At 71.9% G+C, this 18,933-nt stretch carries 21 protein-coding genes; 11 read left to right on the forward strand and 10 right to left on the reverse strand.

The window, feature by feature from the left end; translation table 11 throughout:
• The first annotated feature begins 34 nt into the window (after positions 1 to 34).
• Positions 35 to 1,522 carry an MFS transporter gene (locus tag M8C13_RS15865; protein ID WP_252481356.1) on the forward strand — a complete coding sequence of 496 codons (1,488 nt, stop codon included), beginning with the start codon at positions 35 to 37 and terminating at the stop codon, positions 1,520 to 1,522.
• Between the two features lie 16 nt (positions 1,523 to 1,538).
• Here M8C13_RS15865 and M8C13_RS15870 read toward each other — a convergent pair whose 3' ends face one another.
• Both M8C13_RS15870 and M8C13_RS15875 read right to left on the reverse strand, forming a co-directional pair.
• Positions 1,539 to 1,940, reverse strand: a complete 402-nt coding sequence (locus M8C13_RS15870) for a DUF1801 domain-containing protein (protein WP_252481357.1) — start codon at positions 1,938 to 1,940, stop codon at positions 1,539 to 1,541.
• Between the two features lie 11 nt (positions 1,941 to 1,951).
• Positions 1,952 to 2,317: a DUF1761 domain-containing protein gene (locus M8C13_RS15875; RefSeq protein WP_252481358.1), complete on the reverse strand. Its 366-nt coding sequence runs from the start codon at positions 2,315 to 2,317 to the stop codon at positions 1,952 to 1,954.
• Between the two features lie 105 nt (positions 2,318 to 2,422).
• Between M8C13_RS15875 and M8C13_RS15880 the strand changes: the two genes are divergently transcribed.
• Positions 2,423 to 3,076, forward strand: a complete 654-nt coding sequence (locus M8C13_RS15880) for a TetR/AcrR family transcriptional regulator (protein ID WP_252481359.1) — start codon at positions 2,423 to 2,425, stop codon at positions 3,074 to 3,076.
• A gap of 37 nt (positions 3,077 to 3,113) precedes the next feature.
• Here the strand turns inward: M8C13_RS15880 and M8C13_RS15885 are convergent, their stop codons facing one another.
• The gene (locus M8C13_RS15885; protein WP_252481360.1) at positions 3,114 to 3,326 is read right to left on the reverse strand and encodes a hypothetical protein; all 213 of its coding nucleotides are present in this window, start codon (positions 3,324 to 3,326) and stop codon (positions 3,114 to 3,116) included.
• A 59-nt stretch (positions 3,327 to 3,385) separates the two neighbouring features.
• A complete protein-coding gene (locus M8C13_RS15890; RefSeq protein ID WP_252481361.1) occupies positions 3,386 to 3,727 on the reverse strand; it encodes a hypothetical protein in 342 nt (113 codons plus the stop codon).
• Between the two features lie 342 nt (positions 3,728 to 4,069).
• Here M8C13_RS15890 and M8C13_RS15895 point away from each other — a divergent pair, with 342 nt between their 5' ends.
• Positions 4,070 to 4,603 (forward strand): hypothetical protein, encoded by a 534-nt coding sequence (locus M8C13_RS15895; protein WP_252481362.1) that lies wholly within the window; start codon positions 4,070 to 4,072, stop codon positions 4,601 to 4,603.
• Positions 4,604 to 4,618: 15 nt separating this feature from the next.
• Here the strand turns inward: M8C13_RS15895 and M8C13_RS15900 are convergent, their stop codons facing one another.
• Complete coding sequence (locus M8C13_RS15900; protein WP_252481363.1) at positions 4,619 to 5,650, reverse strand: TrkA family potassium uptake protein; 1,032 nt, start codon at positions 5,648 to 5,650, stop codon at positions 4,619 to 4,621.
• A 241-nt stretch (positions 5,651 to 5,891) separates the two neighbouring features.
• Between M8C13_RS15900 and M8C13_RS15905 the strand changes: the two genes are divergently transcribed.
• Entirely contained in the window at positions 5,892 to 7,274 is a 1,383-nt protein-coding gene (locus M8C13_RS15905) for an ankyrin repeat domain-containing protein (protein ID WP_252481364.1), read from the forward strand.
• 16 nt (positions 7,275 to 7,290) lie between these two features.
• Here M8C13_RS15905 and M8C13_RS15910 read toward each other — a convergent pair whose 3' ends face one another.
• The gene (locus M8C13_RS15910; RefSeq protein WP_252481365.1) at positions 7,291 to 7,662 is read right to left on the reverse strand and encodes a metalloregulator ArsR/SmtB family transcription factor; all 372 of its coding nucleotides are present in this window, start codon (positions 7,660 to 7,662) and stop codon (positions 7,291 to 7,293) included.
• Between the two features lie 93 nt (positions 7,663 to 7,755).
• Here M8C13_RS15910 and M8C13_RS15915 point away from each other — a divergent pair, with 93 nt between their 5' ends.
• The 3 genes from M8C13_RS15915 to M8C13_RS15925 are packed head-to-tail and all read left to right on the forward strand — an operon-like array spanning position 7,756 to position 10,498.
• Positions 7,756 to 9,696 carry a heavy metal translocating P-type ATPase gene (locus M8C13_RS15915; protein WP_308202804.1) on the forward strand — a complete coding sequence of 647 codons (1,941 nt, stop codon included), beginning with the start codon at positions 7,756 to 7,758 and terminating at the stop codon, positions 9,694 to 9,696.
• A 3-nt stretch (positions 9,697 to 9,699) separates the two neighbouring features.
• Positions 9,700 to 10,056 (forward strand): STAS domain-containing protein, encoded by a 357-nt coding sequence (locus tag M8C13_RS15920; protein ID WP_252481366.1) that lies wholly within the window; start codon positions 9,700 to 9,702, stop codon positions 10,054 to 10,056.
• Between the two features lie 46 nt (positions 10,057 to 10,102).
• A complete protein-coding gene (locus M8C13_RS15925) occupies positions 10,103 to 10,498 on the forward strand; it encodes a hypothetical protein (RefSeq protein ID WP_252481367.1) in 396 nt (131 codons plus the stop codon).
• Between the two features lie 2 nt (positions 10,499 to 10,500).
• On the opposite strand, the gene M8C13_RS15930 is transcribed toward M8C13_RS15925, so the two are convergent.
• The 4 genes from M8C13_RS15930 to M8C13_RS15945 form a co-directional block, all read right to left on the reverse strand.
• A complete protein-coding gene (locus M8C13_RS15930) occupies positions 10,501 to 11,475 on the reverse strand; it encodes a helix-turn-helix domain-containing protein (protein WP_252481368.1) in 975 nt (324 codons plus the stop codon).
• A 20-nt stretch (positions 11,476 to 11,495) separates the two neighbouring features.
• Positions 11,496 to 12,473 carry an alpha/beta hydrolase gene (locus M8C13_RS15935; RefSeq protein ID WP_252481369.1) on the reverse strand — a complete coding sequence of 326 codons (978 nt, stop codon included), beginning with the start codon at positions 12,471 to 12,473 and terminating at the stop codon, positions 11,496 to 11,498.
• Between the two features lie 126 nt (positions 12,474 to 12,599).
• Positions 12,600 to 13,319, reverse strand: a complete 720-nt coding sequence (locus tag M8C13_RS15940) for an ABC transporter permease (protein WP_252481370.1) — start codon at positions 13,317 to 13,319, stop codon at positions 12,600 to 12,602.
• A gap of 25 nt (positions 13,320 to 13,344) precedes the next feature.
• Entirely contained in the window at positions 13,345 to 14,226 is an 882-nt protein-coding gene (locus M8C13_RS15945; RefSeq protein WP_252481371.1) for an ABC transporter ATP-binding protein, read from the reverse strand.
• A 110-nt stretch (positions 14,227 to 14,336) separates the two neighbouring features.
• Between M8C13_RS15945 and M8C13_RS15950 the strand changes: the two genes are divergently transcribed.
• The 4 genes from M8C13_RS15950 (at position 14,337) to M8C13_RS15965 (ending at position 18,931) form a co-directional block, all read left to right on the forward strand.
• Positions 14,337 to 15,461 (forward strand): sensor histidine kinase, encoded by a 1,125-nt coding sequence (locus tag M8C13_RS15950; protein WP_252481372.1) that lies wholly within the window; start codon positions 14,337 to 14,339, stop codon positions 15,459 to 15,461.
• The gene (locus tag M8C13_RS15955; RefSeq protein WP_252481373.1) at positions 15,458 to 16,060 is read left to right on the forward strand and encodes a DNA-binding response regulator; all 603 of its coding nucleotides are present in this window, start codon (positions 15,458 to 15,460) and stop codon (positions 16,058 to 16,060) included. The genes M8C13_RS15950 and M8C13_RS15955 overlap by 4 nt, the downstream gene beginning before the upstream one ends.
• 241 nt (positions 16,061 to 16,301) lie before the next feature.
• Positions 16,302 to 18,233, forward strand: a complete 1,932-nt coding sequence (locus M8C13_RS15960) for a penicillin acylase family protein (RefSeq protein WP_252481374.1) — start codon at positions 16,302 to 16,304, stop codon at positions 18,231 to 18,233.
• Between the two features lie 41 nt (positions 18,234 to 18,274).
• On the forward strand, positions 18,275 to 18,931 hold the full coding sequence (locus M8C13_RS15965) for a TetR/AcrR family transcriptional regulator (protein WP_252481375.1): 657 nt from the start codon (positions 18,275 to 18,277) through the stop codon (positions 18,929 to 18,931).
• Positions 18,932 to 18,933: the final 2 nt, after the last annotated feature.

Here is an 18,933-nt window from a genome sequence, read left to right on the forward strand (position 1 = left end):
ACCTTGGGTTTACCTGAGGTTTGAAGCTGTTCGCATGACTCGTGACATCACCGGTCCCCCGCTGGCCGGCCGGCGGGAGTGGCTCGGCCTCGCCGTGCTCCTGCTACCCGCGCTGCTGGCCTCGCTCGAGCTGACCATCACCCACCTCGCGCTGCCCGCGATCGGGCGCGACCTGGGCGCCTCCAGCACCCAGCTGCTGTGGATCGTCGACGGTTACGCGTTCCTGCTGGCAGGCACGCTGGTGATGATGGGCACCCTGGGCGACCGGATCGGGCGGCGCAGGCTGCTGCTCGGTGGCGCGACCGCGTTCAGCGTGCTGTCCGTGGTCGCCGCGTACGCGCCGAACCCGGAGGTGCTGGTCGCGGTGCGCGCCCTGCTCGGCGTGGCGGGCGCGACCCTCATGCCCTCGGTGCTCGCGCTCGCCGTGGCGCTGTTCACCGAGCCGCGCCAGCGCGCGCAGGCCGTCGGCATCGTCATCGCCACCGTCTCGGCAGGCACCGCGATCGGCCCGCTCGTCGGCGGCTGGCTGCTCGACCACTTCTGGTGGGGCTCGGCGTTCCTGCTGCCGATCCCGCTGATGCTCGTGCTGCTCGTCATCGGGCCCGCGACCCTGCCCGAGGGCCGCTCCCCCGGCGGACGCCGCCTGGACCTGCCCAGCGCCGTGCTCTCCATCGCCACCGTGCTGCCGATCGTCTACGGGCTCAAGCAGGTCGCCGCCGCTGGTCCGGACCCGATCGCCTTCGCCACCATCGCCCTCGGGCTGGCCTGCGCCCTGGTGTTCGTCCGCCGCCAGCGCCGGCTGGCCGACCCGATGATCGATCTGCACCTGTTCGCCTCCCCGGCGTTCACCACGGCCACCCTCACGCTGATGCTCGGCATCTTCGTGCTGTGGGGCACGAACTACGCGGTGGCGCAGTACCTCCAGCTGGTGGCCGGGCTGACGCCGCTGACCGCCGGGCTCTGGACGGCGCCGTCCGCGATCGGGATCATCGTCGGCTCACTCAGTGCGACCCGGCTCGCGCGCCGCCTGCCACCGGGCTGGGTCATCGGCGGTGGGCTGCTGCTGTCGGCCACCGGGTTCGGCGTGCTCGCCACCATCGGACCGGCCACCCCGCTGAGCGTGCTGGTGACCGGGACGATCATCGTCTCGGCCGGGCTCGGACCGATGATGGCGCTGGCCACCAGCATCATCGTGGGCAGCGCCCCGGCCGAGCGAGCGGGCGCGGCGTCGGCCATCGCCTCGGCCGCACCCCAGCTGGGCGGCGGGCTGGGCATCGCGATCCTGGGCAGCGTGATCACGGCCACCTACCGCGCGGACATGGGCGGGGTCGCCGGACCGGCTGGCGACACCCTCACCGGAGCGGTCGCCGCCGCGGGCAGCCTGCCTGCGGCCGAGAGCGAAACCCTGCTCAGCACGGCCCGTGCCGCCTTCACCGCCGGATTCGAGGTCAGCGCGCTGGTCTCGGCCGCACTGGCGGTGCTGCTCGCCTGCGCGGTCCTGCTGGTGCTGCGCCGGCGGTGACCCGCAGGGCCGGGCGTCACAGCCCTTGCGCGGCCTTGATCTTGCGCCAGCCGCCCGCGCGGTTGTTCGCGATGATGTGCTGGAGGTACCGGGTGAGCGCGGGCACGTTGATCGGCTCGCCCTGGTGGTAGGAGATCATCCGGCCGGTCTTGTTCCCGTGCCCGGCCGTGATGATGCCCTCCGGGTCGGGCACGATGCCGCCGTCGTAGAGGAACACGTTCACGTGGTTCTTGGCGGCGAGCAGCGCGCAGACGTTGCCGTTGAGCACGAAGTAGGGCTGGACCGTCCGCTTGATCGTCTCGACCACCTCGGGGTCGGCCGCGTGCGCGATGTCGCGCACCTGCCGACAGATCTGCTGCTGCCAGTCCGGCAGCTTGTTGATGTAGTCGTCGACGCGTGGGTCCTTGTGGTAGCTCACGATCTCCTCCTCTACAGCCACAGGCCGACGATGGCGCCCACGGCGAGCAGCTTGATCAGCCAGTCTCCGCCGTGCCGGGCCGCGGTGGCCACCGGAACCTTGTCCCACATGACCGATCCGGACAGCAGCACGAACGGGAAGGCCACCCACAGCACGAGCGCGAGCAGCAGCATCGGGCCGATTGTGGTGATCTCCATGGCCTTGGCCAGCCCGACCATGGCGCCCGCGACCAGGGCGCTGCGGCCGAACTCGGCGACGATCCGCAGCGGGGAGGGGCGGCCGTCGGCGGCGCGGTCGCGGTCCAGCACGGAGTACCAGACGCTGCTGATCACGAAGGAGGCGAGCGCCGAGGTCAGGACCGCGGCGACGACGGTCATCTCAGACCGCCCGGCTGGCTGAGGAGGCGCGGAGAAAACTACACTGGCTAGTGTTCATGCCAGAAAACTAAACCGGGTAGTTTCCGCCAGTCAAGGGGGTTGTCCATGGCAGGGCGCCGCGAGGAGCAGTCGGCCGCCAAGCGCGCGGAGATCGTGGCCGCCGCGCGCACGGTCTTCACCACGCACGGCTACCTCGGCACCAGCATGGACGCGGTGGCCGCGGCGGCAGGCGCGTCCAAGCGGACCGTGTACCAGTACTTCGCGGACAAGGAGGAGCTGTTCGCCGCGGTCGTCCTGGAGACGGTGGACCGCGGCTACGAGTTCTTCCGGCCGCACATCCTCGCCCTCGCCGAGACCGACGACCTGGAGAACGCGTTGCGGCGGCACGCCCGCGTCACCGTCGCCGGGATCATGAACCCCGAGGTGCTCCAGATGCGCCGCCTGGTGATGGCCGAGGCGGACCGGTTCCCCGAGGTGGGCCGCCAGTACTACGAACGCAGCTGGGTGCGCACCACCGGCCTGCTGGCGGAAACCCTGACACGCCTGACCGAGCGCGGCCTCCTCCAGGTCGACGACCCCGAGCGCGCGGCCTACCTGTTCACCTGGCTCGTGGTGTCGATCCCGTTGCAGCGCAGCGCGTTCATGGGCAGTGCGGCGGTCTGCACGAAGGCCGAGCTGGACGAGGTCGCCGACGAGGGCGCCCGCGTCTTCCTCGCCGCGTACGGGGCCGGCGCCCGCGACAAAACCGGGCGGGTGTGACGTCCTCACTGGAACGCCACGCCCGCCCGGCAGGCAGTCAGGCCACGATGAGCAGTACCGCGCGCAGGACCGCCGCCGCCATGGCGATACCCAGCACCAGAGTCAGCACCGGTGACGGCCGTCTGCCTCCTACCCTGCCGCTGAGCAGCACGCCGCCTGCGATCAGTCCGGCCAATGCGACAAGCAGACCAAAAACCGAACCAAAAGCGGGCAGCGAACCGGCTTTCATCAGAAAGCCCGCCCCGGCCAAAGCGAAAACAATAACGATGACGGCCGCTTCACTTGGCCCGGCTGACTTTTCCTGTTCGCTCAGCCGATGGCCTGGCTGAGCGCCTGGAAGATCTCGTACAGATCCATGGCGGGCGAAGCGGCCCGGATCGCCCACCGCACCGGCGCGGGAAGGCCGTCGTACCACTTCTTGAAGGCGTGCCAGCCACCCTTGACCGCCGTGACGCACTTGTTCCAGACCGGCGCGCCGAACTTCTTGATCGCCCTGATGATGGCGCTGATGCCCTGCTCACCCTCGACCGACAGCGTCGTCACGCCCGCCGCCCGCGAGTCAGCCTGCTGAGCATTCGCCAACGTAGCGCTTCCCGTCAGCATGATTCCCGAGATAACAGCCCCGGCGACAATACGCCTGCCAACCCTCATGATTTCCTCCCCAGATCTTCGGGTTTCCCCCAAAACGAAAACCCCTGTGTGGTGACGACGCCAGGTCGTCATCGGTATTCAAACAGTGACCGGCCACCGTTGCCAGACCCGGAAGAGAATTCGACAGAACCGGCAGTCAATGTCGGTCGAACAACCCTCATATCGCGATGGGGCAAAGTTGAGCAGATCGTGCGGTGGATTGCGGGCATTGATCTAGGTGCCCGCGGCGGACTTGCCTGACGTCGGCATTTACGGCATCTTTACGCGTGGTGCGCCGGGAAGTCTGGTCGGCATCCGCCCCCCGACAACGGGACGGCGGATCAACGAGACTGGGGTTCCCGCATGGAGGAGACCACCTGCTGGGCGGGTGAGCGCGTGCTGTGGCGCGGTCAGGCCAACCGGACGCTGGTGTTCGAACGCACGGACCTGGCCCGCTTGGCGCTGGCGCTGGTGGCCATCACCCTGGCCGCCTTGCTGCACCGGATCATCAGCCAGGTCTACGACTCGGTCTTCTCCTCGATCTACCTCGCGCTGTGCGTCCTGGTCTTCGCGGGCAACGGCATCGTGCCGATCCTGGTGCGGGCCTGGCGGCTGCGCGACACCGAGTACGTGGTCACCGACCGCCGCGCGCTGGCCATCAGCGGCGCGACCGGCAAACGCAATGAGCGCAGCGTGGCGCACACGCACCGCAGCGCGCCCACCGTGGTCCGCGCGCGTCCCGACGGCACCGGCACCGTGGTCTTCGGCTCGCTGCCCTCGTTGCTGGACGCGGCGTTCGCCCCGGAGTGGCAGCGCAGGCCCCTGATCCTGCACGACGTCGAACAGGCGGCCGAGGTGTGCGAGCTGGTCCGGCGGCACGCGGCGGTGAGCCGGTGAGCCTCGGCCGCGCGGCTACCCGTGCAGGGCCTCGCTGATCTGGCGGGCGGACAGCTTGCGCGGGCTGACGTAGTACAGCACCGAGCCCGGCCCGGCCTTGCTCTGCCAGCTAGGGTTGACCACCAGGCGGCCGTCGGCGTCGCGGACGGCGAGCACGGTCGCGCCGTGCTTGCGGCCCAGCGCCAGCTGGCAGTCCTCGATCGGCACCGGCCCCACCGCCTCCGGGATCCGCACCGAGTAGGTGCTGGCCTGGCCGTCGCTCATCAGCTCGGCGTAGACCTCGGCGATGCCGGGCGAGGTCAGCTCCTCGATGATCATGCGCGGGAGGTGCCAGGGCACGCAGTGGATGGCCCGGTCGACGTAGTGCATCAGCGCGGTCCGGTCCATGTCCCGCAGGGCGGCCACCACGTGGGCGCTCGGTTCGAGGTGGTCCACGGCCACCGCGATGGCCAGCGCCTCGTTGTCGTCGTGGGCGTCGATGAGCACCACGGCCGCGCGGTGCACCCCGGCCCGCCGCAGCACCGCCTCGTCGGTCAGCTCGCCGCGGACGAACTCCACCTCGGGATTGGGCAGCGGGTGCGTGCCCACCTCATCCGGGGCGCACAGCACGATCCGGTGCTCCTGCTCGGCCAGCAGCTGGCTGACGATGCGCTCGGTGCGGCCGGGCTCGTAGCCCACCAGCACGATGTGCTCGCTGGCGTGCACGGTGTTGCTGCCCTGCATGCGCCGTCCTCTCGCTTGTTCCAGCACCGAGGCCAGTTTGGTGAACACGGTGGTCAGCGCGGCGATGCCGCCCACGATGACGTACGCGCCCACCAGGTGGCCCCAGCCACTCTCGGGGTAGAGGTCGCCGTAGCCGACGGTGGCGGCGGTGACCACGAAGTACCACCAGTAGTTGGCCGGCTGGACGAGCGCGCTGCCCGCCGGTTCGGCCAAGGCCATCAGCGGCCAGCTGGTGGCGAAGACGAAGACGATCACCGCGGCCGGGGTCGCCCAGCTGCTGAGGAAGGCCAGCCGGGTGAGCAGCCGGGACAGGAACAGCGGCATGGTGCTCCCATCGGGTCTGCTCGGCGGCGGGGTCGGAGCAGTCTAGGCAGGTGAGCGCGCTTCACTTGGCGTTTGTGCGCACATCGTTGCCGGGGGTTGGTACCCTGCCCGCAGGCGAGTTGGGTCGCCTCCGGGTCCGCGGAAAAGGCTGAGCCTGCCCTTCGAAGGCGGGTAGTGCCCTGGTCACCCCACCTCCTTTCACCCCGTTTCGCGGACCACGGGGAGACGAAAGGAGGTCGCGTTGCCGACCATCCCACTGCCCGAACGACCCGATCTGGGCCAGCTCCGCAAGCAGGCCAAACAGCTGCGCCGGGCGACTCCTGGCGCCACCCTCGCCGATGCGCAGCGGATGCTGGCGCGCCGTTATGGACTGGCCAGCTGGGCGCGGCTGCGGCGGCACGTCGAGGCGATCAACTCCCGGTCCTGGGTGTACACCGAGCCGGTGGCCGGGGAGTCGCTGGCGGATCGCTTCCTGCGCTTGGCCTGCCTGAACTTCGCCGAGGACGACCCCGAGCGGTGGGAGCAGGCGGCACAGCTGTGGCGCCGGCACCCGGAGCTACCGGCGGCGAGCATGGCGGTGGCCGCGGTGTGCGCCGATGTGCCCGCGCTGCAACAACATCTGGCCTCCGGGGCGTCGGCGGCGCGGCCCACCGGCCCGTTTGGCTGGCCGCCGCTGATGTACCTCGCCTACGCCCGCTTGGAGGTGAGTCGCGAGGACACCCTCGCCGCGGCCCGGATGCTGTTGGACGCCGGTGCGGATCCCAACGACGGCCGGTTCTTCCTCGGTCTGCCAACGCCTTTCACCGTGCTGACCGGGGCGCTGGGTGGCGGGGAGGACGATCAGCCGCCGCACCCGCACGGAATCGCGCTGGCCAGGCTGTTGCTGGAGGCGGGCGCTGATCCCAATGACGGGCAGAGCCTCTACAACCGCATGTTCGACGAACAGGACGACTTCGCCGAACTGCTGCTGGAGTTCGGGCTTGGCCGGGGTGACGGCGGTCCGTGGCGGCGACTGGTGCCCGATCTGCTCGGCTCCCCCGAGGAGATGGTGCGGGGCTTGCTGGAGTGGGCGCTCACCCACGACCAGCGGCAGCGGGTGGCACTGCTGGCCGCGCACGGGGTCGATGTGACCAGCCCGCTCGCCGACGGGGCCACGCCGCTGGAAATCGCGCTGCGCAACGGCCACCGCGAACTGGCGGAGCTGTTGCGGCGGCTGGGCGCGCGGGAGGCCGAACTGGATCCGGTGGACGCCTTCCTCGCCGCGGCGCTGGCCGGGGACGCCGCCGCCGTGGCCGCCACCCCGGCGGCCGTCGTCGAGGCCGCGCGGGCGGCCCGGCCCGGTCTGGTGGTCTGGGCCGCGGGACTGCGTCGTCCGGAGTCGGTGAAGCTGTTGGTGGACAACGGGTTTGACGTCAACGCGCGGGGGCGCGGCGATGTGCCGCTGGAGCAGCCGTGGCAGACCGCGCTGCACACCGCGATCCAGGTCGGGGACACCGAGGTGGTCCGGCTGCTGTTGCGGCTGGGCGCGGACCCCGGCATCCGGGACTGCCGCTTCGACGGGGACGCCAGGTCCTGGGCCGAGCACTTCGGCCGCGCGGAGGTGCTCGAACTGCTCGGCCGGTAGCCGCCGGTGGGGACCGCTACCGCTCGCGGTCGGCGGTCCCCGCCTGGTCGCTGATGCCCAGGCGCAGGTGCTCGCTGTGGTAGATCGCCTCGTCCAGCAGCTGGGCCACGTGGTTGTCGTAGAGGCGATAGATGATGCTGCGCCCGTCCCGCTCGCCGGCGACCAAGCCGAGGGTGCGCAGCAGGCGCAGCTGGTGGGAGACCGCGGAGGGCTCCATGCCGACCGCCTCGGCGAGGTCGCTGACCGGGAGCGGGGCCTGCCGCAGCTCGGTGAGGATCAGCAGGCGGCTGGGCGTGGCCAGGGCCTGCAACGTCGCGGCCACCCTGGCGGCGGTCTCGGCGTCCAGGCGCGCGGCCGGGTGCCCGCGCTCGCCCTTCCCATGTCCCATGCGGAGATCCTACTCACCCGCGAACATCTGAAGACCTCTTCAGGTGTGCTGCTATTGTCTGGCGCGTCTCGACCACAACCCCGGGAGGTTCCCGTGGCCTCGGCTCTCGCCGCGCCGCCCACCACCGCCACCGCGCCCCGCCCGGCGCGCGCGGCGCTGCTCGCCCTGCCGGAGGCCCGCTGGGCCGCCGCGGCCCTGGCGCTGTTCCTGGCCGCGCTGGCCGCCCAGCTGCTCGGCGGCCCGTCCTGGCTGTGGTGGTCGCTCTACCTGGCCTGTTACGCCGCGGGCGGCTGGGAGCCGGGGCTATCCGGGCTGCGCGCGCTGCGGGAGAAGACCCTGGACGTGGACCTGCTGATGGTGGTGGCCGCGATCGGCGCGGCGGCCATCGGGCAGGTCATGGACGGCGGCCTGCTCATCGTCATCTTCGCCACCTCGGGCGCGCTGGAGGCCTTCGCCACCGCGCGCACCGAGGCCTCCGTGCGGGACCTGCTCGACCTGGCCCCGGAAACGGCGACCCGGGTCACCGGCGATGCCGAGGAGACGGTGCCGGTGACCGAGCTGGCGGTGGGCGACACCGTGTTCGTGCGCCCGGGTGAGCGGGTGCCCGCCGACGGCGAGGTGGTCTCCGGGGCCAGCGAGGTCGACCAGGCCACCATCACCGGCGAGGGCACGCCCACGGCCAAGCTGGCCGGTGACGAGGTCTTCGCCGGCACCCTCAACGGCACCGGCGCGCTCACCGTGCGGGTCGCCCGCCGGGCCGAGGACTCCGTGGTCGCCCGGATCGCCGGGCTGGTCGAACAGGCCAGTCGCACCAAGGCGAAGACCCAGCTGTTCATCGAACGCGTCGAACAGCGCTACTCCGTCGCGATGGTCGCCGCCACGCTCGCGCTGTTCGCCATCCCGCTGATCTGGGGCGCCGGGCTGCAGGAGTCCCTGCTGCGCGCCATGACGTTCATGATCGTGGCCTCACCCTGCGCGCTGGTGCTGGCCACCATGCCGCCACTGCTGGCCGCCATCGCCAACGCCGGGCGGCACGGCGTCCTGGTGAAGTCCGCGGTGGTGATGGAGGGCCTCGGCACGACCACGCTGGTCGCCTTCGACAAGACCGGCACCCTCACCACCGGCGCGCCCGAGCTGAGCACCATCCGCCCGCTCACCGGCCGCTCCGAGGACGATCTGCTGCGCCTGGCCGCCGCGGCGGAGGTGCCCAGCGAGCACCCGCTGGGCGCGGCCATCGTGCAGGCGGCCCGCGCCCGCGGCCTGGAGCTGCCCGCCGCCACGGAGTTCGCCGCCGAGCCCGGCCGCGGCGTCCGGGCCACCGTCGCCGGTGCGCGCGTCACGGTCGGCGCGCCCGTCCCGGATCTGGCGGTGGAGCTGCGGCAGCGCGGGGAGACCGCCGTCGCGGTGCGCGTGGACGGCGAGCTGATCGGCGTGCTCGGCCTCACCGACCGTCCCCGCGCCGAAGCCGTCGGCGCCGTGCTGGCCACCGCCCGGCTGACCGGCCACCCGCCCGTGCTGCTCACCGGCGACAACGACCTCACCGCCGCCCAGCTCGCCCGGCGGGTGGGCATCGAGGACGTCCGCGCAGGCCTGCTTCCCCAGGACAAGGCCACCGAGGTGACAGCCTTGATCGAGGCCGGTCACCGGGTGGCCATGGTCGGCGACGGCATCAACGACGCCCCCGCGCTGGCCACCGCGCACACCGGGATCGCCATGGGCGGCGCGGGCGCGGACCTGACCCTGCAGACCGCGGACGCCGTGGTGGTGCGCGACGACCTGACCGCGATCCCGGCCACCCTGGCCCTGGCCCGCAGGGCCCGCCGCGTGGTGCGCGCCAACCTGGTCATCGCCGGGACCTGCATCGCGGGCCTGGTGATCTGGGACCTGTTCGGCACCCTGCCGCTGCCGCTGGGCGTGGCCGGGCATGAGGGCTCCACCGTGCTGGTGGCGCTCAACGGCCTGCGGCTGCTGCGCCGTTCGGCCTGGCAGCGGGCCGTCGAGGAGGCAGGCGACCGCCGGGGCGGTACGGTCTAGGGCATGAGCAGTGACGCCGCCTCCGACCTGCCCATCAAGGTCACCACCACCGAGTCCGAGCACGGCGTCGTGGTCGCGGCCACCGGCGAGATCGACCTGCTCACCACCCCCGCCCTCCAGCAGGCCCTGGACCAGGCGGTGGCCGCGCGCCCGCCGGTGCTCGTCGTGGACCTCACCGAGGTCAGCTTTCTCGGCTCGGTGGGCCTGGCCGCGCTCGTGCAGACCCTGCCCGCGGCCGAGCAGGGCACCAAGGTCCGGGTGGTGGCCACCAGCCTCGCGGTCGTCCGGCCGCTGACCGTGACCGGACTGACCGACCTGCTGCCGGTCTTCGCCACCGTGGATCAGGCTTTCGCAAGCTGACCCCGCCGGAGGCATCAGTGCGGCCGGGCCGGGTATCCCGACTCGCATGCGGGAGGAGACCGAGCCGGACTGGGAGCTGTGCGATGTGTGCGCCCGCGTCCTGGATCCGTTGGCGGAGGCGCGGTTCGCCGTGGTCCAGGACTCCTCGGCGGTCCGGGTGGTCAGCGCCTGCGCCGACGGCTGGCGGCTGGTGGTCGCCTGCGGTGACCAGCACCTGCGGGAGCTGGTCGCCGCCTACCGGGCTCGCCCGTGGATCCCGGCCGAACTGTGGGCCGGGCGCGTCGAGCGCGCCTGGGCCACCGCGCCGCCCGCGGACCGGTTGACCGTGGAGGTGCTGGCCGAGCGGACCGGGCTGAGCCAGGTGCAGGTGCGCGCCGGGGTGTGGCTGCTGCGCCAGCGGCTCGCGGGCCGGTGGCCGCCACCGGGCCTGCTGCCCGCCTGACCTCACCCGTGCCGGTGCAACCGCAGCAGCGCGATGGCCAGTTGCAGGCGCAGACGGCCCTGCGGGCTCCGGACCGGCCAGCCCAGTTCGTCCTCGGCCTGGGACAGGCGTTCCTGCAGGGTCGAGTGGTGCACGAGCAGGGTGGTGGCGGCGGTGCGCAGGCTGGGGCTGTCCGCGACCGCGACCAGGGTCGACAGCACCCAGGGCGCGGACTGCGCGGCCTTGGCCAGCGCGCGGACGTCGGGCGCCGGTTCGGTGTCCGGGCCGACGGCCGAGGCGAGCACCGCGAGCCCGCCCAGTTCCTCGGCGAAGACCACCGAGGGACCGGGGTCCTGCGGGGTGCCTGCCGCGGCGAACCTGAGCGCGACCCGGGCGGCGGCCACCGAGCCGGGCAGCTCCAGCACGGGCACGGCCGGGCCGACCCCGGCCCGGACACCTGGCGGCGGCGCGGAACCGGAGCTGGGCACGAGCTGGACCTCGCCGCCGTCGAGCACAAACGCGCGGGCCCGCGCGCCGAGGCCGAGGCGCTGGGCGGCCTGGCGGCGGGCGGCCTCCGGCGCGGCGGTGTCCAGCAGGGTCTGCGCCGAGCTGTGCCTGCTGACCGGCCGGTGTGCCCGGTCGAGCACGCCGCGGGCGGCCACCGCGGCCCGTTCGAGCACCATCTCGCCGACCGGGCCCGCGGGACCGGCGCTTTCCAGCCAGAGCGCGGGTGGCCCGCCGGGGAGCACCGGTGCGCTGGGCCAGTCGCCGGGGGGTGGGCCCGGTTCGAGCAGCCTGCCGCCCGGATCGATCCGCAACCGCACACCCCGGTCGTCCTCGACCAGCCGGGCGGTGTGACCGGAGAGCACCGCGGCCCCGCGCACGATCGCCTCCAGCCCGGCCCTGGCCTCGACCAGCCGGTCGAAGTAGGCGATCACATTGACCGCGGCCCCGGCGTCGGGATCAAGCGCGTCGAGGCGGCCGAGGAGTTCTCTCATCGCTCCATCATCACCCCGCCTCAGGCGGCCAGCACCCGGCGCAGCCAGTTCTCCCGTGCCGCCAGCGCGGCCTGGGAGACCGCCGCCTGCGGCACAAAAGCGTCGAAGCCGTGGAAACCGCCGGGCCACACGTGCAGCTCCGCCCGGCCGCCGCAGGCCCAGATCCGGGATGCGTAGGCCACGGCCTCGTCGCGGAAGGTCTCCGCCGAGCCGACGTCGATGAAGGTCGGTGGCAGGCCGGAGAGGTCGGTGGCGCGGGCAGGCGCGGCGTACGGCGAGACGTCGGGGCCACCGCGCCGGTCACCGAGCAGCGCGGTCCAGCCCAGCTGGTTGGCGTCCCGGTCCCAGATCCCGAGGCCGGCCATCTGGATCGAGGACAGGGTGTCGTTGCGGTCGTCCAGCATCGGGCAGATCAGCAGCTGGGCCATGGGGCGCACGGTTTCCTGGTCGCGGGCGAGCAGCGTGGTGGCCGCCGCCAGCCCACCGCCGGCGCTGCCGCCGAGCACCACGATCCGGTCCGGATCAACGCCGAAGCCCTCGGGGTCGGCCGCCGTCCACCGCAGACCGGCGTGGCAGTCCTGCACCGGCAGCGGGTACTGGTGCACCGGCGCCAGCCGGTAGTCCACGGACACCACGAGCAGGTCGAACCGCTCGGCCCAGTCGAGCATCGTGGTCATCTCCGGGCCGCGGTTGGTGCCGGCCACCATGCCGCCGCCGTGGATGACGTAGAGCGTGGCGGCCGGGCGCGCCAGCCCGGCCGGGCGGCACACCAGCAGCGGCACCTCGGCGCCGTCGACGCTGGGCGTGGTGTGCGAGGTGACCTCGAACCGCCCGTCCTGCCGCAGCTGCTCATCCGTCAGGTCCCGCTCGGCGGAGCGCTCCCGGATCTCGGGCAGCGCCTCGAAGGAGAGCTGCGCGATCTGTTCGGTCAGCGTGGCGTCGAGTCCGGCCGCGAGCTCGGGGTCGAACGGGACCGGGGTCAGGGATGCGGGGGTCATCGGTGACTTCCTTCGCTGTCGGTGGACAGCTTTCATCATCGGGAACCCGCGGGCAGCCAGGTGGCGGGAATCAGCCGCCAGTTGGCGGGCCGGGCCAGGAGAGGGGCAGGTCCCACTGCTCCTGGCTCAGCGGCGGGGTTCCCAGCGGAACAGCCGGAAGGCCAGGGCGACGGCCACCACCACCCAGGCCAGCGTGGGCGCGAGCAGCAGCAGCGACTCGCTGACCGGGACGCCGCCGTTCCAGGCGTTGATCACCAGCTCGGTGGCCGAGCCGCCGGGCAGCAGCCGTTTGAGCAGGGTGAGGTCCTCGGTGCCGGTGATGCCGATCCAGCTGGCCACCGCGATCACGCCGAGGCTGACCGGCAGGGTGGTGACCTGGGCGTGCTCCGGCGAGTTGGTCAGCCCGGCGGTGGCCAGGCCCAGCCCGACCATCATGGCCACCGTGGCCAGCACCGCCACCACCAGCAGGGCGATGTTGTCCGGCCTGCCGGTGACCACGCCCAGCACGGTCAGGATCATCGCCACCTGGACCAGCGCCAGTGCGGTGACCGGCAGCACCAGCCCGGTCAGGATGCCCGCGTCACCGGCCGCGGTGGAGCGCAGCCGCTTGAGGAACAGGTTCTGCCTGCGGGCGGCCAGTGTGGTCACCGCGCTGGCGTAGAGACCGAAGGCGCACACCGTGAACAGCACGACCGCCGCGATGTAGCCGAGGCTGGCGAGCCGGCTGAAGACGTCGTGCTGGTAGATGAAGAACGCGCTGACCACGACCGGCACCACAAAGCTGTTGATCAGCACCGAGCGGTTGCGGAAGATCTGGATCAGCTCACCACGAGCGATCGGAAACATGGCTCCCCTTCTGGGAAAAGTGCGGTCAGGAGTTGATGGCGCGGAAGACGTCGTCGAGCCCGGTCGGGCCCGCTTGCAGCTGGGGCAGCTCCAGCGAGTGGTCCTCGGCCCACCGCAGCAGGGTGGACAGGTCCCGTTGCAGTTGGTGGGTTTCGACCAGGAACGTGCCGTCGCCCTCCCGGTTGCCCGGCAGCGGCGGCGGGGGCGCGGTCGGCGGCAGGGCGAAGCGGATCACCGCGGGCAGGGTCCGGGTCAGCTCGGCCACGGTGCCCTCGCGGTGGAACTTGCCGCGGTGCATCAGGCCGATGCGGTCGGCGCGCTGCTGCGCCTCCTCCAGGTAGTGCGTGGTGAGCACGATGGTCGAGCCCTCCTCGCGTAGCTTGTCCACCGCCTCCCACAACGCGTCCCTGGACTGGATGTCCAGGCCCGTGGTCGGTTCGTCCAGGAACACCAGTTCGGGCGTGCCGTACACGGCGGTGGCGAAGTCCAGCCGTCGCTTCTCCCCGCCGGAGAGCTGGGAGACCTTGGTGCCGGCCTTGCGGGTGAGGTCGACGATGCCGAGCACCCGCTCGACCCGGTCGGTGCGCCGGGTGAGCTCGCCGATCAGCCGGACCGACTCGCGCACGGTGAGGTCCGGGGAGAATCCGCTCTCCTGCAACATGATCCCCATCCTCGGCCGGACCGCGGCCCGGTCCGCCGGGCTCTGCCCGAGCACCCGGACCGTGCCCGAGGTGGGCGCGCGGTGGCCCTCGATGGTCTCCAGGGTGGAGGTCTTGCCCGCGCCGTTCGTGCCGAGCAGGGCGTAGAACTCGCCCCGCCGCACCTGGAAGGAAAGGTCTTGCACCGCGTGGAAGTCGCCGTACCTGACGTTCAACCGGTCCACGTCGATCACTGCTGCCGAAGTCATGCCCATGACCTCATCAGCCACAGTGGACGGTCGCCAGTGACATTCCTTGGCGGGAAGATATGACGTGGTGTCACTGGCGCTGGCCCCCGGAGTTGAACGATGCTGGGCCAGTGAGCCCGACACCCGCTGAGCCGGCGCAGGAACAGTTCCGCAAGCTCAACCTCACCCTGTTCCTGCCGCTGCTCACCGTGGCCGGGGTGTTCACGGTGGCCATCGACGCCCGGACCTGGTGGCACGCCCTCGTCCTGGGCGCGGGTGTGGCGGCGACCATGACCACGTTCACCCGGTGGGCGGCGGGCGAGGTGCTGCGGGTCGCGCTGCCCTGCCTGCTCGTCACCGCGGCCGTGTGGCCCTTCGGGGTGCTGGTGGTCGGCAGCCCGGCGGCGGTCTTCGGCATCTGCTGCGTCGGCTCGCACGTCATCCCCCAGCTGTCCCGCCACCGGGGCGCGGCGATCGCCGCGCTCACCGGCTACGTGGCCGCGGTGGGCGCGATGCGGCTGCTGGTGTCCACTGAGGACGTTCCCGGTGTGCTGTTGCAGTACGTCCTCGTGCCCACCGGCATCACCGTGGCCGTGGTGGGTTTGATGTTTCCCAACAAGCGGTTCTACGACGTGGTCGACGAGCTGGAGCAGGCGCGGGAGCGGGAGGCGGAGCTGGCCGTGACCCGCGAACGCGTCCGGTTCGCCAGCGACCTGCACGACATCCAGGGCCACACCCTGCACGTGGTGAAGCTGAAGACCGCACTGGCCCAGAAGCTGGTGGACAGCGACACCGAACGAGCGAAGCAGGAGCTGCGCGAGATCCACGCCCTGGTCAGCGAAACCATCACCCAGACCAAGGAACTGGCCTACGCGCAACGCCGGCTCAACCTCTCCGCCGAGCTGGAGAACGCGCGCAACCTCTTCGAGGCCGCGGGCATCGACGTGCGCGTGGACCGCGAAGCCGAGGTCGACCAGGGCGCGAGCGAGCTGCTCGGCCAGGTCCTGCGCGAGACGACCACCAACATCCTGCGCCACGCCCAGGCCACCCGGGTGCGGATCACCTTGTCCGCGTTGAGCATCAGCATCGTCAACGACGGCGCGCAGCGAGCACCGCTGCCCGGGCTGCGCGGCCTGGCCAGCCTCCGGCAACGTCTAGCCGCCGACGGTGGAGAGCTGACCGTGGAACAGGACGACGGGCAGTTCCGGACCGCCGCGGCCTTCCCGCACCGTCTGACAGCACGGGAGAACCGATGACCACCGTGGTGCTCGCCGACGACGAAGCCCTGCTGCGCAAGGCGATGGCCGCGCTGCTGCCGCTGGAGGGCCAGATCACCGTGCTGGCCGAGGCGGCCGACGGCGAGCAGGCCGTCCAGGCCACCCTGCGGCACCGGCCCGACGTGCTCGTCATCGACCTGGAGATGCCCGGCGTGGACGGTCTCGCCGCCGTCGCGCGGATCCGCCAGTCCCGGCCGGAGCAGGTCATCCTGATGCTCACCCGGCACGCCAAGCCCGGGGTGCTGCGCAAGGCCCTCAAGCTCGGCGTCCAGGGCTTCGTCAGCAAGGCGGCCGAACCCGCGCACATCGCCACGGTCATCGCCACCCTGCACGAGGGCAAGCGCTGGATCGACCCGGACGTCTCCGCCCTCGCCGTGGTAGACGACTGCCCGCTCACCGACCGCGAGCTGGACGTGCTGCGCGCGACCCGCGAGGGCTACTCCGTGGCCGACATCGCCGCCCAGCTGCACCTGGCCCAGGGCACCGTGCGCAACTACCTGTCCAACGCCATGCAGAAGACCCAGACGCAGACCCGGCACGAAGCCGCCAGGTACGCCCGCGAGCACGACTGGCTGTGAGCGGGCCTCGCCGGTCTCCGTCCCGCAGGCCAGGCCCGGTCGATTCGCCTGCCCGCCACCAGGAACTCGGTGGCCCGGTGGCCAGGCGTGAGACGGCGAGCTGGATCCGCCCGCCCCGGCCGGCGGGCGCACGACCAGCCTGTTCAGTCATTCGGGATGCACGAACGGGTTGACACTTAGTGCCACCATGTCACTTTATGACATACTCGGCTGTGCGACCCTTTCCAAGATCGGAGAACACATGCGGATCGAATGGGACCGCTGGGCGGTGCCCACCATCACCGGCGACGACGAGCTGGACGTCACCTACGGCACCGGCCACGCCCAGGCGGTGACCAACGCGAGCCTGGTGCTGCGGCTCTACGGCACCGCGCGCGGGACCGCGGCGGCCCTGTGGGGACCCGACTTCGTGGCCGAGGACCGGTTCACCGCGGAACTGGGCCTGCGCAGCGCGACCGAGGTCTGGTTCCAGGCCCAGGCCAAGCAAACCGTCGACCGGATCGCCGCCTTCTGCGCGGGCTTCAACGCCGCCTGCGCCGAGAACACCGGGCTGGGCGGGGAGTTCCGCGCCGTGCTGCCGGTGACCCCGGAGGACGTCGTGGCGCACATGCTGCGCGTGTTCGTCCGGTTCACCACCATGGACGCCAAGGGACTGGCGTTCCGGCCGGAGTCCTTCGCCGAGTCGGCCGGGTCCAATGGGTGGGCGGTCTCCGCCGCGCGGTCCGCCACCGGCAACGCGCTGCTGGTGATCAACCCGCACCTGGTCTGGCGGGGCTACCAGCGGTTCTTCGAGTACCGCTCGGTCTCCCCCGGCCGCGAGTTCCACGGCATCTCGCTGATCGGCCTGCCCTGGCAGAACATGGGCTACAACCCCGCCGTCGGCTGGGGACACACGGTCAACCCGATCCCGAACATGTCCGTCTACCAGCTGGACCTCACCGAGGAGGGCTACCTCTTCGACGGGCAGCGGCGGGCCCTGCACCAGGTCGAGCACCGGATCGAGGTGCGCGGAGCGGACCCGGTCACCGTGGTGGAGCGGCGCACGGTGCACGGCCCGGTGGTGACCGCTCCGGACGGGGCACAGGTCGCGGTGCGCGTCGCGGGCGTGCTGCACCACCCGACGACCTCGGCGCTGGAGTCGTGGTGGCGGATGTCGCTGGCCACCAGCGTGCAGGAGGTCATCGCCCAGCAGGAGGAAATGCCGCTGCCGCTGTTCACCCTGGTCACCGCGGACGCGCACGGCTCGATCGGGGCGCTGTTCTGCGGCACCCCGCCGGTGCGCGTGGCCGGGGACTTCGACGACAGCAGGCGCCGCCTGCCCGGCGAGGACCCGCGGTGGCTGTGGGAGGACGTGCATCCGGCCGCCGCCATGCCGAGGGTGGTCAACCCGGAGTCCGGGTGGGTGCAGAACTGCAACGAGACCCCGTTCCTGTTCACCAGCCCACCGCTGGACGCGCGGGACTGGCCATCGGCGATCGCGCCGAGCGTGCGGCAGGTGGACGACCTGCGTTCGGTGGTCTCCCGCAACTGGCTGGCCGCGCAGCAGAAGATCACCCCGGAAGCCGTGCTGGGGTTGAAGTTCAGCAAGCGCGCGCTGCTGGCCGACATCGTGCTGGACGAGCTCTGCCAGGCCGCCTCGGCCGAGGAGGACCTGCGCGAGGCGGCCAAGGTGCTCACCACTTGGGACCGGTGCGCGAACCAGGACAGCAACGGGTACGTGCTGTTCTTCTTCTGGGCCGCGCTCAACTTCGCCGAGCTGGCCGACAAGTCGTTGTTCCGGGCCGAGTCCGAGCCGGGCGCGGTGCCGACCGGCCTGGCCGACCCGGCGGCCGCGGTGGCCAAGCTCCGCATCGCCGTCGCCACGCTGACCGCCCTGGGCCTGCCCGTGGACGCCGCCATCGGCGAGATCTGCACCCTGGGCAGCGGGCCGGACGCGGTGCCCGCCGACGGCGGCTCCGGACTGGTGGGCGTGCTGAAGTCGCTGGAGATCGGCGCCGCCGAGCACGGGATCAAGCTGGTGCTCGGCGACACCTGGGTCTCCCTGGTCGAGTTCCGGCCCGGCGGCGGAACCACCGCGCGAAGCCTGCTGGTCTACGGCAACACCACCGAACCGGGCGCCCCGCCCGCGAAGTCGCAGTTCGCGGTCTGGGCCGCCGACCGGCTGCGCGAGTAACGTTCTTGCTGGCGATGTCACACAGTGACACCATGACACTCATGGCAGATCCAGCGACGGCCGAGCGCAAACCCGGCGGGATGAGCGAGCAGCGCCGGCAGCGGATCCGCCTGGAGATATCGCGGGAGGCGGCCCGGCTGTTCTGGGAGCACGGGGTGGACAACACCACCGGCGAGCAGATCGCCGAGGCCGTCGGCCTGTCCGTGCGCACCATCTGGCGGCACTTCCGCAGCAAGGAGGCCTGCGCCGAACCCGTGGTCGCGCACAGCGTGGAGACCTTCGTACGGATGCTGCGGGACTGGCCACCGCACCGCTCGATGGAACAGCAGCTCGCGCACCAGGTCGGCGACCGTTACCGCCAGGACCCCTTCTACCAGGCCGACGACGTCGCGGCGATGAAGATGATCGTGCTCGGGATGACCGAGCCCGCGTTGCGCACCGCCTGGCTGATGGCCTGCGACCAGGCCGAGGCCGAGCTCATCGAGATCATCGCGGACCGCCTCAAGCGCCCCAAGCAGGATCTGGAGCTCAGGCTGCACGTGGCCGCGGCGGGCGCGGCCCTGCGCGTGATCAACGAGGACGTCAGCCGGGCCTACCTGGCAGGCACTCCGCTGACCGAGCTCAGCAACCCGTTCGGCCAGATCGCGCGCGCCATGCGGCGGGCCACCGGCGGCGTCATCGGCGACCCGGTCGCGTGATG

The sequence above is a fragment of the Crossiella sp. SN42 genome, from assembly GCF_023897065.1.
Taxonomy (GTDB): domain Bacteria; phylum Actinomycetota; class Actinomycetes; order Mycobacteriales; family Pseudonocardiaceae; genus Crossiella.